Annotated in this window: 14 protein-coding genes; 6 read left to right on the forward strand and 8 right to left on the reverse strand. The window is 36.5% G+C overall.

The genetic code is table 11. The features are described from left to right. Positions 1 to 789: a response regulator transcription factor gene (locus ACPWSR_RS09850; protein ID WP_426351373.1), complete on the forward strand. Its 789-nt coding sequence runs from the start codon at positions 1 to 3 to the stop codon at positions 787 to 789. A gap of 66 nt (positions 790 to 855) precedes the next feature. On the opposite strand, the gene ACPWSR_RS09855 is transcribed toward ACPWSR_RS09850, so the two are convergent. From ACPWSR_RS09855 to ACPWSR_RS09875, 5 genes are all read right to left on the reverse strand, one after another. Then, positions 856 to 1,212, reverse strand: coding sequence for a hypothetical protein (locus ACPWSR_RS09855; RefSeq protein WP_426348067.1), 357 nt, complete (start codon positions 1,210 to 1,212; stop codon positions 856 to 858). Between the two features lie 8 nt (positions 1,213 to 1,220). Next, a complete protein-coding gene (locus tag ACPWSR_RS09860; RefSeq protein WP_426348068.1) occupies positions 1,221 to 2,426 on the reverse strand; it encodes an OPT/YSL family transporter in 1,206 nt (401 codons plus the stop codon). Between the two features lie 13 nt (positions 2,427 to 2,439). Next, positions 2,440 to 3,141: an OPT/YSL family transporter gene (locus ACPWSR_RS09865; protein ID WP_426348069.1), complete on the reverse strand. Its 702-nt coding sequence runs from the start codon at positions 3,139 to 3,141 to the stop codon at positions 2,440 to 2,442. A 65-nt stretch (positions 3,142 to 3,206) separates the two neighbouring features. Then, positions 3,207 to 4,649, reverse strand: coding sequence for an aminoacyl-histidine dipeptidase (locus ACPWSR_RS09870; protein WP_426348070.1), 1,443 nt, complete (start codon positions 4,647 to 4,649; stop codon positions 3,207 to 3,209). A gap of 322 nt (positions 4,650 to 4,971) precedes the next feature. Beyond that, a complete protein-coding gene (locus ACPWSR_RS09875; RefSeq protein ID WP_426348071.1) occupies positions 4,972 to 6,414 on the reverse strand; it encodes an aminoacyl-histidine dipeptidase in 1,443 nt (480 codons plus the stop codon). Positions 6,415 to 6,673: 259 nt separating this feature from the next. Here ACPWSR_RS09875 and ACPWSR_RS09880 point away from each other — a divergent pair, with 259 nt between their 5' ends. From ACPWSR_RS09880 to ACPWSR_RS09890, 3 genes are read left to right on the forward strand one after another with little or no spacing between them, the layout of a single operon-like run. Beyond that, the gene (locus ACPWSR_RS09880) at positions 6,674 to 7,420 is read left to right on the forward strand and encodes a M15 family metallopeptidase (protein WP_426348072.1); all 747 of its coding nucleotides are present in this window, start codon (positions 6,674 to 6,676) and stop codon (positions 7,418 to 7,420) included. A gap of 12 nt (positions 7,421 to 7,432) precedes the next feature. Beyond that, on the forward strand, positions 7,433 to 8,125 hold the full coding sequence (locus ACPWSR_RS09885; protein WP_426348073.1) for a response regulator transcription factor: 693 nt from the start codon (positions 7,433 to 7,435) through the stop codon (positions 8,123 to 8,125). Then, positions 8,115 to 9,218 carry a sensor histidine kinase gene (locus ACPWSR_RS09890; protein ID WP_426348074.1) on the forward strand — a complete coding sequence of 368 codons (1,104 nt, stop codon included), beginning with the start codon at positions 8,115 to 8,117 and terminating at the stop codon, positions 9,216 to 9,218. The genes ACPWSR_RS09885 and ACPWSR_RS09890 overlap by 11 nt, the downstream gene beginning before the upstream one ends. A 51-nt stretch (positions 9,219 to 9,269) precedes the next feature. On the opposite strand, the gene ACPWSR_RS09895 is transcribed toward ACPWSR_RS09890, so the two are convergent. The 3 genes from ACPWSR_RS09895 to ACPWSR_RS09905 all read right to left on the reverse strand — a co-directional run bounded on the left by ACPWSR_RS09895 (position 9,270) and on the right by ACPWSR_RS09905 (position 10,510). Further along, positions 9,270 to 9,740 (reverse strand): hypothetical protein, encoded by a 471-nt coding sequence (locus ACPWSR_RS09895; protein ID WP_426348075.1) that lies wholly within the window; start codon positions 9,738 to 9,740, stop codon positions 9,270 to 9,272. A 95-nt stretch (positions 9,741 to 9,835) separates the two neighbouring features. Beyond that, complete coding sequence (locus ACPWSR_RS09900) at positions 9,836 to 10,285, reverse strand: GNAT family N-acetyltransferase (RefSeq protein WP_426348076.1); 450 nt, start codon at positions 10,283 to 10,285, stop codon at positions 9,836 to 9,838. Between the two features lie 36 nt (positions 10,286 to 10,321). Next, the gene (locus ACPWSR_RS09905) at positions 10,322 to 10,510 is read right to left on the reverse strand and encodes a hypothetical protein (RefSeq protein ID WP_426348077.1); all 189 of its coding nucleotides are present in this window, start codon (positions 10,508 to 10,510) and stop codon (positions 10,322 to 10,324) included. A 578-nt stretch (positions 10,511 to 11,088) separates the two neighbouring features. On the opposite strand from ACPWSR_RS09905, the gene hag (ACPWSR_RS09910) reads away from it, so the two are divergent. Together hag (ACPWSR_RS09910) and hag (ACPWSR_RS09915) are read left to right on the forward strand one after the other, a co-directional pair. Then, positions 11,089 to 12,051 (forward strand): flagellin Hag, encoded by a 963-nt coding sequence (gene hag / locus ACPWSR_RS09910; RefSeq protein WP_426348078.1) that lies wholly within the window; start codon positions 11,089 to 11,091, stop codon positions 12,049 to 12,051. Between the two features lie 383 nt (positions 12,052 to 12,434). Beyond that, entirely contained in the window at positions 12,435 to 13,286 is an 852-nt protein-coding gene (hag, locus tag ACPWSR_RS09915) for a flagellin Hag (protein WP_426348079.1), read from the forward strand. Positions 13,287 to 13,370 lie beyond the last annotated feature (84 nt).

Here is a 13,370-nt window from a genome sequence, read left to right on the forward strand (position 1 = left end):
GTGTTAATTATTGAAGATGAAGATATGATTCGTAAAGGTATAATTTTTATGGTGGATTGGACAAGGGTCAATTGTACCGTAGTCGGTGAAGCCTGCGATGGTAATGAAGGCATTGAAAGGATTAAAGAGCTGAAGCCAGATATAGTAATAACAGACATAAAGATTCCTTTTAAAAGTGGTATAGAGGTGATAGAAGAAACAATTGATGAATATTGTTACGAAAGCATAATAGTTTCAGGGTATAATGATTTTGATTATGCAAAGAAGGCTATAAGTCTCCACGTTTCAGAGTACATTTTAAAGCCTATCAATTTCCAGCAGCTATATGAAATACTAGAGAAGCTTACTATTAAGATAGAAGAAAAAAGGAATTTGAAGCTTTATTTAAATTCTTTAGAAGGAGAGGGGTATAAAGATAAGCTCCTAAGCACTAAGGACTATAATATAAATTATAATAAAGGAAGATATGTTGAAGAGATTGTTGACTATATTAAGAAGGGTTATAAGGAAAAGATATCCCTATCTGATTTATGCCCTAGGTATAATCTATCGTATACACATCTGAATTCTCTCTTTAAAGAAGGGACAGGTTATACCTTTAATGATTACTTAAATCGCTATAGAATAATACAGTCACTAGAGCTTCTTAAAGAGAATAAATTTAAGCTTTATGAAATAGCTGAGGAAGTAGGCTTTCAAGATTATAAATACTTTATTCATGTCTTTAAAAAATATATAGGCTGTGCACCAATTAGTTTTTTTAAGAGCAATGACCATAAAGAGAATTGAATTGGTAAAATAAAAAGGGAGTATGATAAACTATAGTAAATATAGCTATCATAGCTCCCTTTCTTGTTACTGAGGCTTTACATTCTTATAGGAAATCCAGCCTCGCTTAGAGCAGTACTTTACAAAGGTTACTAGTCTTCTAAGCTCATCCTCAGGATCCTTATTACCCTCGGACATTATTTTTGATATTTCGTATATGTTCCTCTCTCCATCTATGAGACACCAGGCCTTAGAGCTCAGCTCATCCAGCTCTAGCTCTGTTTTAGGAGACTTTTTTACCAGCCATCCAGCAAAACGCCTTACAGGATCCTTAACAGTTAGATGAAGAACTACTTTACCATTATCCTTAAGCTCCCAGTTTTTATCCTTTATCACTGGGACATAGAGGGCAAAATTATACTTATCCTTAGTGGAATCTGACATTCAAACACCTACTTTTTTCTACTTGATGATACTAAGTATATCCATACTCCAAGACCTATAAACGCCAAGAAAGCAACTAGGCTGCTAGAAGCAAATTCTGGGAAGTATTTTTGGCCTATTCCGATATTTACATTGAATACAGCAAATATAGCAATTACTATACCCATTAAAGCATCACCAGCCACGAGACCAGAGGAAAGGAGAGTTCCCTTTTCTATAGAAGCATCCATGCCTTCTTTATTGCTCTTAAATTTCTTTTCAACTAAAACTCTGATAATACCACCAACTAATATGGCTGCATTAAGGCTTATAGGAAGGTATATACCTAGAGCTACAGGAAGTATTGAAATTCCTGCTAGGGCACAGAATACTGCTAAGGAAGCACCTATGATAACCAGTGTCCATGGAAGCTGAGCAGTCATTATACCTTCAACAATCAGCTTCATAAGTGATGCCTGAGGAGCAGCAGCTTCAGTACTACCGATTGTATAAGCTTTATCAAGCATTATAACAACAAGACCAGCAACTACGGAAGCAACAGCAAGAGCTGCAAACATACCAATCTGTACATTTCTAGGGTTACCACCAATTATGTAGGTAGTCTTTAAGCTCTGAGCAGTACCACCAGCAACGGCGATAGCCACACATACAACACCACCTATTAGGAAGGCTTTTTCCATTCCTATATCTCCAGTATTACCAGTTACCTTTAATAAGGTGGTAACAAAAAGAAGTGTTGCTATAGTCATACCTGATACTGGGTTATTAGAAGCTCCAATAACACCAACCATTCTTGCAGAAACCACGGAGAAGAAGAAGCTGAATAATACTGCAGCTAAGGCTCCTAAGAAGGTACCACCAATAGCAGGAATTAACCAGCTGCCTGCAAAGCCGAAGGCTGCAGCTCCGATTACCCAGGTAAGAGGTGCTTCTACATTTATTCTTTCTATCTTACCCGCTGCTTTATTTCCTATACCAGCCATAGCCTGCTTAAAGCTTCTAATAATAGTTGGAAGAGAACGAGCTAAGGAGATAAAGCCTCCCATGGCTACGGCACCAGCTCCGATATATCTTATATAGCTACCCCAAATATCTCCTGCAGCCATTTCTGAAATTAGCTTAGTTGATGGGAATAAAGGCTCAGCTAAACCTGCACCTAAGAATTTAATAAGAGGTATTAAAGCAAACCAAGCTATTACAGAACCACCAAACATTAAGGCAGAAGCTTTAGTTCCAACGATAAAACCTACACCAAGAAGGGAAGCAAGCGTCTACTCCTATGCTTGTTCCCTGATAGCTTGTGATTGTGTAGGAGGCTGATTCAGACCAGATCTTTAAACCACCGGATAAGAATTTGTAAGCACCACCTACACCCATACCAGTCATAACGGTCTTGAAGCCGCTACCACCTTGAGAACCAGTTACTAGAACCTCAGCAGCTGCCATGGACTCAGGATAAACTAGAGTTCCATGCTCTTCTACTATAAGGAATCGACGGAGTGGAGTTATGAAGAATACTCCCATTATACCACCAACGATAGTAACGATAACTACCTGAAGAATAGAAAGACCAAAGCCTGAAAGAAGCAGTGAAGGAAGTATGAATATAATACCCCCTGCGATAGATTCACCCACCGCTGCTAGGGATGCTATCATATTAGCTTCTAATATACTATTTCTTCTAAATAGACCCTTTAATATACCTGTTGCCATGATAGCTCCAGGGATACCAGCAGAAATAGTAAGTCCTACCTTAAGTCCTAAATATGTATTTGCAGCAGCAAATATACAGGCAAATAATATACCTATTATGATGGAATAACCTGTTGTTTCAGGCATAACCTCAGTTGTGGGTACAAAAGGAACATAATCCTCGCCTTTAATACCGCCATAGGCTGTTGCAGATAAACGTTTGTTTTTTTGATCCATAGTTAATACCTTCCTTTGTGTTTTAAATTAAGTCAACTTTATTATCCTAATAGCTTAAAGCTATGTTATTTTAGATTCTTAAGTAAAGCCTTTAAGAAATCAAAGGTTCTTGCCACAGAAGATATGCTCATGTGCTCCTGTGGTGTATGAACATCGTAAAGGTTAGGTCCGAAGGCTATCATATCAGCCTCAGGAAGCTTTTCCTTTAAAAGTCCACATTCCAGACCAGCATGAATAGCTTCTATCTGTGCCTCCTCGCCAGTGAGCTCTTTATAGGTTGTCATAGCAACCTCTCTTACCTTTGAATCCGCTGTATACTGCCATTCTGGATAGCTATCCTTAATTTCTGAGGACGCTCCGCAGAGGTCAGCTATTATCATCAATCTGCTGCTTATTTCATCCTTGAGGCTCTTTATGGAGCTTCTTACGGCATGAGTAAAGATTACCTTAGCTTCTTTTTCTTCTAGCACTCCAAGATTTAAGCTGCTAACTACAAGTCCTTCAATTTCTCTGCTTATAGTTTGAACTCCATCTGGTACTATATTCATATAGTCAATAATTCCCTTGGTTGCCTTTTCAGACATTACTCTTTCACAGGAAGTCTCTTTAATACCCACTACAATTTCTGGATCCTCTGTGAAAAATTCATTAACAAAGGTTTTATTCATTTCATCTAAGATTCCTTTAACGGTGGATACCTTCATTTCTGGAACTGTGATAATTGCTGCAGCTTCTCTTGCTATGGCATTATGCTTAGCACCTCCACGGATAGAAGCTATGCGAATGTCCATCTCTCTGCTTATACTTTTAAGTACTCGACCTAAGAGCTTCACAGCATTTCCCCTCTGCTTATTGATTTCTATTCCTGAATGGCCACCTTTAAGACCTGTAACAGAAATCTCATAGGCCTTTTGGCTTATCTCTTCATATTCTGGAGAAAAGGTAGTATACACTGTGTTTCCACCAGCACAGCTTACTAGAAAAATTCCTTCCTCTTCAGCATCAATATTTAAAAGAACTTTTCCCTTTAGAGGGGATGGATCTAAATCAATAGCACCATTCATTCCTGTCTCTTCACTGGTGGTTACTAAGAGCTCCAGTGGAGGATGAGGTATATCATCAGAATCTAAGATTGCTAGTCCATAGGCTACAGCAATACCATCATCAGCGCCTAAGGTAGTATCTGTAGCATAAACATAATCTCCGTCTATTCTCAGGTTTATAGGATCCTTAGAAAAGTCATGAGTGCTTTCTTTAGATTTTTCACCCACCATATCCATGTGTCCCTGAATGATAACAGCTGGAGAAGCTTCATAGCCTGCTGTTCCTGGTTTCTTTATTATTACGTTAAGAGCTTCGTCCTGATATACCTCAAGATTTCTTTCCTTAGCAAAGGCCACCAGCCAATCACTTATTTTCTTTTCGTCTCCTGAGGTTCTTGGTATTTGTGACATTTCCTCGAAAAAGCCAAATACCTTCTCAGGCTTTAATTCGTTTAATTTATACATTAAACCACTCCTTCCCTGCTGTGCAGCGCTGACATAAATATACATAAAATGCCACTTTATGAATGAGTGGAAAACATTTACAAAGTGACATTATGAATTATAGCATTATTTGTGGACAAATTCAATAATTTGTATTTCACATTTTATTAAAAATTATATGTTACTTTATAGTAATAATATCTTGAAAAAATATAAATATATCAATTTGTAAAATAAATATCAATTTATGTTATGTTTTGATAACATTATATATATTTAGCAAAAAGTATAGGAATGATCCCATGCCTTTGCCCAAAATTTGTTTTTTCTTAGCTAAATATTTCTATTTAAGCTTTGCAAGAAGAGCCTTTAAGAATTCAAAGGTATTAAATACCGAGGAAATACTCATATGCTCCTTTGGAGTGTGAACATCATAAAGATTTGGTCCAAAGCTTATCATGTCTGTATTAGGGAGTTTTTTCTTTAAGAGTCCACATTCTAGTCCAGCATGAATTGCTTCTATTTTAGGTTTTTCTCCTGTTAATTCAGTATAAGCCTCTATGGCTATTTCCCTAAGCTCTGAGTTAGGATCATATTCCCATTCAGGATAATCATCCTGGATTTCTGCTTTTCCGCCGCAAAGCTCAGCAAGAGCTATAAGTTTATTGCTTATATCCTCCTTGAGACTGTTGATGGAGCTCCTTACAGAGTGGGTAAATACAACATTATTATCCTTTTCCTCCAGTACTCCAAGGTTTAAGCTGCTTACTACCAAGCCATCTATTTCCTTGCTAACACTTTGAACACCGTCTGGAGCAATATTTATATAGTTAATTATATTTTCTGCTGTCTTTTTGGAAAGGAAGCGGTCTGCTTCTGTTTCTTTAATTCCTACCACTATTTCTGGATCTACGGCCCCATATTCATTTTTAAAGTCCTTGTTCATCTTATCAAGGATTCCTTTAACACTAGAGACCTCCATCTCAGGAACGGAAATTATAGCATAGGCTTCTCTAGATATAGCATTATGCTTAGCACCACCCCAGAGAGTAGATAAGCTTAATTCATGGCTTTTATTAATTTTATCAAGGACTCTTCCCAAAAGCTTAACGGCATTAGCTCTTTGCTTTATTATTTCCATTCCAGAATGACCACCCTTTAGTCCAGTAACGGAAATCTCATAGGCTTTTTTACTTTGCTCCTGAAAATCGCAAGGGAAGCTAGTATACACGGTGTTTCCACCGGCACAGCTTACCAAAAAGATTCCTTCCTCTTCAGAATCTATGTTAAGAAGTCTCGTACCTGTAAGGGGAGAAGCATCTAAATCAATAGCTCCATTCATACCAGTCTCTTCACTGGTAGTTACTAAAAGCTCCAGTGGTGGATGAGGGATGTCATCAGAATCTAAAATAGCAAGACCATAGGCAACAGCTATACCATCATCGGCACCAAGAGTTGTATCTGTGGCATAAACAAAATCTCCTTCTACACGCAATGCGATTGGATCCTTTAAGAAATCATGAGTGCTATCCTTAGTCTTCTCACCTACCATATCCATATGACCCTGAATTATAACAGCAGGAGAATTCTCGTAGCCTTCTGTTCCTGGTTTTTTGATAATTACATTTAAGGCTTTATCTTGATGTACCTCAAGGTTTCTTTCCTTAGCAAAGGAAACAAGCCAGTCGCTTATTTTCTTTTCATCACCAGAGGTTCTAGGAATCTGTGACATTTCCTCGAAGAATTGAAAGACCTTTGCAGGTTCTAAGCCCTGTAACTTATTCATGAAACCACTCCTTTTGATATTAATATTATTAAAGCTGTATTTAACAGAATAATTTATTATAGCTGATTGATGATAATTTTGTAGATTCACAAAAGAGTATAACACTGACCATATACATATTCAACAACAGGGATTTTATCATTTTATTAACTTTCTATATAATTTAGCCACACATATAAATCCTTCCTTACAAGTTAAGAATTTGTAAGGTTTGCTTTAATGGAATGTAAAGTTTCCCTTCTATAATTGATTTATAGATATGGGAAAGGAAGGTAAGAATATGAATGAAGGCTCTTCAATAAATTATAGATTAAGGAAAAAGAAAAGAAGGAATAAAAGAAGAAAATTAAAGCTCCTTGCTTTTTTAATGATATTATTCTCATTTTTATTTGTTTTTAAAGATGAGGTTGCCCACCGATTCCTTTTTTATAGGGCAGAGGCTGCTGGGGCTTACACTGATAGAGGTATACTTTTAGTTAATGATAGCCATGTACTGGATAAGAAATACAAGCCAGCTTCTCTCAGGGAAGCGAATATTCCCTTTGCTTCAGATATAAGCACAGAGGAAAAGAAGCTTACGGAGGTGGCAGCAGAGGCTGTGGAGGAAATGTTTGCTACTGCCCAAAAGGAAGGTATAATATTAATAGGAAGCTCGGGCTATAGATCCTATAAAAGTCAGAAGGAGATATATCTGAGAGATTTAGGAGCTAAGGGTGAGGAGTATGTTTCTAGTTATGTGGCAGTTCCAGGGAGTAGCGAGCATCAAACAGGACTAGCCATGGATATAACCAATGAGGCTAATTGGATAACTGGGGAGAGCACTGAGGCAAGGTGGCTCAGGGATAACTGTCATTTATTCGGCTTTATCCTAAGGTATCCTGAAGGTAAGGAGCACATAACGGGAAAGGCTTATGAGCCCTGGCATTTTAGATATGTAGGGAAGGAAGCAGCTGAGGAAATATATACACAAGGATTAACCCTGGAGGAGTATATGGGAGTTTATTAAAGCGAGGTAGCTATGGATAAAAAAATACTTGTAGTAGATGATGAAAAAGAAATAAGAGAGCTTTTAGAAATATATTTAACCAATGATGGTTATCAGGTTATTAAGGCCGCTGATGGAGAAGAGGCTCTGGCTATACTGGAGAAAGAGGATATAGGGCTTATGGTTTTAGACATAATGATGCCTGGTATAGACGGACTTGCTGTTTGCAGGGCTGCTCGGGAGAAGTCTAATCTTCCGATACTAATGCTCAGTGCAAAATCAGAGAATATAGATAAGGTCCAGGGAATCCTCACGGGAGCCGATGACTACATGACTAAGCCCTTTGATGCATTGGAGCTCACCGTAAGGGTTAAGGCTCTTTTAAGAAGGACTTATTATTTTAATCACAGACAGCTTGTTGATAATAATCTTCTCACTGTGGATTATCTTACCATCGACAAGCTTAACCATAAGGTCTCTTATGAAGATAAAGAGATAACACTCACTGCTAGAGAGTTTGAGATATTATACCTTCTGGCTTCTAACAGAGGAAGGGTCTTCAGCTCAGAGGAAATCTTCGAGAGGGTGTGGAAGGAGAAATACTTTCAATCTAATAACACTGTCATGGTACACATGAGCAGGCTCCGAGATAAGCTGGAAAAGAGCAGTGGAGGAGATAAGATAATTCATACGGTCTGGGGGGTAGGTTATAAAATTGAAAAATAAAGAGGCTTTAAAGATAGCACTTCTTCCCTTAGTATATATGATTTTAAGTGGGATTATTACTTATGTTATTTATAATGTTATAGCAATTATAATAGAATTTTTATATCAATATACTACTCTTCAATTGATAAATTTAATAATGAGGCTTCAGTACAGATATCCTGGTGGAACGGATTTTGTACAGGGTACTGTCGTAGTAGCTACATTTATTACAAGCTATCTGCTCCTTATGAGAAATAGTGCAAAAAGGCTTTCTGGGGTTATACGGGGCGTGGAGGAGATGGCTTCAGGAGAGCTAAATCTAAAGCTTCAAGAAGCTGGTGAGGATACTATTGGCAAGCTTGCAGGGAATATAAATAAGATAGTTTATGATTTAAAGAATATAACCCTAGAAGAAAAGAGGGCACAGCAGACTAAGAGTGATCTTATTACTAATGTATCCCATGATTTAAGGACACCGTTAACTTCTATCATGGGGTATTTAAGTCTTATTGAAGAGGATAAGTATAGAGATGAGGTTCAGCTCAGGCATTATGTAGCTGTTGCCTATGATAAGGCCAAGAGCTTAAGGGTTCTAATTGAGGATCTCTTTGAGCTGACAAAGATGCAGAATTATACAATGAAGCTAGAGAAGCAGGAGATAGATATAGTAGAAATGCTGGGTCAGGTAGTGTCTCAGTATCAGCTTCAGCTGGAAAAGTACAGCATGGAGGCGAGGGTGGATTTCACTGAGGATAGGCTTATAATCCTTGCAGACCCCAATAAGCTTGTAAGAGCCTTCGATAATCTCATAACCAACGCCATGAGATATGGAAGAGAGGGAAGATATATTGATATTGCAGCAAAAAGGGAAGGAGCTTTTGCTCTGCTGCAGTTTGTTAATTATGGAGAAGAAATTTCCTCCATGGACATCCCTTATATCTTTGATAGATTCTATAGGGTGGAGAAGTCCAGAAGTAGGAACTCTGGAGGCTCTGGCCTTGGCCTTGCAATTACTAAAAATATCGTAGAGCTCCATGAGGGGCATATAGGTGCGAAAAGTGAGGATGGAAGGACTGTCTTTGAAATTACCCTTCCTTTAAGCAGTGATTGAATTAAATATTGAAATTAGAAAAGAGTAAGGGGTTGTCCTTACTCTTTAAAATTAATAGCCAAGCTTGTTTACTATGTCCAGTACTTCATCTTTTTGAAATATTGTTGCCTCTAGATACAGTATAGTATCCTTTACTTTTATTATCCTATAAAAATTATCTTCAGTGGTTAGCTCCTGATACTGAAAATTTCCGCTGCTTTTCTCAACGTTATCTGTGTGCTGATAATTACCTTCTATGCCATGGAGATTCTGATGTGTTGTTTCGAAAAAATTAGCTGCTTCTGCTTCCTTTATAAAGTCAATAAACAGGAAGGTATTTCCCGTATCGGCATGGCTAGCATTTATGTAGCTAGTAGTTAGCTTTTTGTTATCCTCTGATTCGTCATTAAGAGTATATCCCTGCTCTTCTAGAGCCTTTGAAAAATCCTCTCCAGAAATAACCTTCTTACCACCACTACAGCCTACTAGTATTATAGATATTATGAAGAACCCCATAAGGGTTAATAAAAACTTTTTTTGCATATAAACACTCCTTGTTACATTCTTTGTTAAGATATTATATACTAAATATTCAACTTATTCAAACAAGCAGTGCCAAAAATATTAGTTTTTACCTTTTATTCAAAATTTAATTCCAAATACTCATCGGTTTCCACAAAGCCATACTTAAGATAAACAGGCCTCCCCATCTTAGAAGCACCCAGCCACAGCTTTTTAATCCCTCTAGCCTTAGCCTCCTCCACAGCTACATCAATTAAGCCAGTAGCAATTCCACGACCACGATATTCCGGCTTAGTATATACATTTGCTATATAGCCTCTTACTCCACTCGTATTTATATAGTTAGGAGGAAAGTCGTAGAAGATAATAGCCGCCGTTGCAATAATCTCTTCCTCATCTATGGCAACCCATTCTATTAAAGTACCATCCTCCATCTTTTTATGGAAGAAGTCATGCAGTTCCATATCAATATTACTGCTAGGAGCCATCCCCTCATCAATTAACTGCTGCTTTCTTAGACTCGCTAATATATCTATTTCATCAATAGTTGCTTTTCTATAGTGCATATCTTAACCTCCACACCTACATACTTTTCTTAAATGTTACTTATCTTCCTTCATCTTGTCCAGTCTTTCCTTTACTTCCTTAAGGAGTGAATAAACTCTCCCCAGACAAAAATATAATATCCCCACAGCAAAGAACACTATCGAATAATACCATCCCCAAAAGCTTGGCCCTAATAATGCAAAAGCAATCATAATAAAACCCAAAACGGTCAAAAATATTACCATATCAAACCTCCTGAAATTATGCTTGTATATCCATTGTGATATGGTAATTATATACAATAGCAAAGGTGATTACAATTGATGAATTATAATTTACAGATACTCAGAAACAGCGGGACTTTATGTAGGCTTTGCAGTTTCTTTTTTCTTTTTCTAAAGCATTTATAGGATTTGATTTTAGCTCAAATCTTGTTAGGTTTACTTCATAATTTTTATATTAAATTCTAACATAAAAAGTTGAAAATATTTTTATGAATTTTAAACAATAATTTATTATTAGTTTATTTATAAATAATATAAATAAAAATTATTGTGAATATAATCATTTATTAATGAAGATTATCTCTTTGAATTTACTCTTAAATATATATTAATTTGTCGAATAGCTGGTTAGATTCAATGTGCATAATTTATTAAATTAAAATTATGTCTATAAATACAAGAAAAATCCCTCGAAAAATCTCTTCAGTATGAAATTTCTCAACCGAAATTATTGTTACAGAGGTAATTAATGATAGGCCTATATACCGCTGAAATATCAGGACAAGGATGTCCAACAAAATTCAAGGAGGAATTTTATAATGATTATCAATCACAATATGAACGCTATGAACGCTCAAAGACAGATGGGTATTAACAACACTAACTCTGGTAAGGCAATGGAAAAGCTTTCTTCTGGTCTTAGAATCAACAGAGCTGGAGACGACGCTGCTGGTCTTGCTATATCTGAAAAGATGAGAGGACAGATAAGAGGTCTTGATCAGGCTTCAAGAAATGCTCAGGATGGTATTTCCCTTATACAAACTGCGGAAGGGGCTTTAGGGGAAACTCACTCCATACTGCAGAGAATGAGAGAATTAGTTGTTCAGTCAGGTAATGAAGGAACACTACAGGAAGAAGATTTAACAGCAATACAGGATGAGATAGATGGATTAAATGCTGAATTAGATGGAATAGCAGACAGAACTGCGTTTAATGGAAAGAAGCTTTTAAATGGAGAGTATTCAGCTAAGATACAAATTGGAGCTAATTCAAAACAAGTTCTTAATTTAGAAATTAATTCAGGACAAAAAGTTGGAGAAGGAGAAGATGCTGGAGAAGGAGAAGGTGCTGGAGTAACAGGAGATGCTGCTAATGTATCTGCAGGATTTAATTCAAGCGATTTAGGAGTTAGTGCTGTAGTAGTAAATCCAGAGCCAGTAGAAGGTGGAGATGCAGTAGAAGGTGGAGATGCAGTAGAAGGTGAAGATACAACTCCAGCAACCACACATGATAAAAATCTAGCACTTGTAGATAGTGCAATTGCTAAAACTTCAAGTGCTCGTTCAAAGCTAGGTGCTAATCAGAATAGACTTGAACATACTATTTCTAATTTAAATAATGCTTCTGAGAACTTAACAGCAGCAGAATCAAGAGTTAGAGACGTAGATATGGCTAAGGAAATGATGAACTTCTCAAAGAATAATATTCTTAATCAAGCTGCACAGGCTATGCTTGCTCAAGCTAACCAACAGCCACAAGCTGTTCTTCAATTATTAAGATAATAAAATAAGGTTTTTATAAATTAGAATAAAGCTGATTTATTAGCCATTAAGGTTAATAATCAGCTTTTTATTATTCTCCATTTATTAATATTACTTATTAGATTACTACTATAAATCTTATAACTACTTTAATAAGTTTACTAATGTAATAATAAACTAAAATACACATAAGTTATAGGATCTGCCATATAACTTATGTGTATAAATTAGTATAATTATATTAGTTCATTACCTATAATAAAAAATATTATAAAAATATGTAAATAGCTATTAAGCTTATAAAATTTCCACCGAAATAATTATTACAAAGGAAAACTTATATAAGTCTTTGTAACAAAAAGGACAAGGAAGTCCGAATTCAAAATTCAAGGAGGAATTTTATAATGATTATTAATCACAATCTTAATGCTATGAATGCTCATAGAAATATGGGAATCAACAACACAGCTTCTGGTAAGGCTATGGAGAAGCTTTCATCTGGTCTTAGAATTAACAGAGCTGGAGATGACGCAGCAGGTCTTGCTATCTCCGAAAAAATGAGAGGACAGATAAGAGGTCTTGATCAAGCTTCAAGAAACTCTCAGGATGGTATTTCATTAATCCAAACTGCTGAAGGAGCTTTAAATGAAACTCACTCAATTCTTCAGAGAATGAGAGAACTAGTTGTTCAATCCGGTAATGAAGGAACTCAAGAAACAACTGATTTACAAGCAATACAGGATGAAATAAATGAATTAAATGATGAATTAACTGGAATAGCAAATAGAACTGCATTCAATGGAAAGAGTCTTTTACAAGGTGATTATGTAGGTAGTATTCAGATTGGAGCTAATGCAGAGCAAGTTCTTTCATTAGAAATTAACTCAGCAGCAGGCCTTGGATTTGATGCGGATGATTTAGGAGTTAGTGATGTAGATGTAAATCCTGCGACTGCACCAGCAGCTGGGGACCCTAGTACTCACGACGCTAATCTTGCTTTAGTTGATGCAGCTATAGCTAGCACTTCAGCAGCTCGTTCCAAGCTCGGTGCTAACCAGAATAGACTTGAGCATACTATAGCTAACTTAAACAATGCTTCAGAGAACTTAACCGCTGCAGAATCAAGAATAAGAGACGTTGACATGGCTAAGGAAATGATGAACTTCTCAAAGAACAACATCCTTAATCAAGCTGCTCAGGCTATGCTTGCACAAGCTAACACACAGCCACAGAACGTTCTTCAGTTATTAAGATAATTAAATATAGTAATCACTAAGTAATTAAGCTGATTTATTGACCATTAGGTTAATAGGTCAGTTTTTTTATTATCAATATCATTT

Source organism: Alloiococcus sp. CFN-8 (assembly GCF_049943125.1).
GTDB lineage: Bacteria > Bacillota > Clostridia > Clostridiales > Clostridiaceae > JAEXZL01.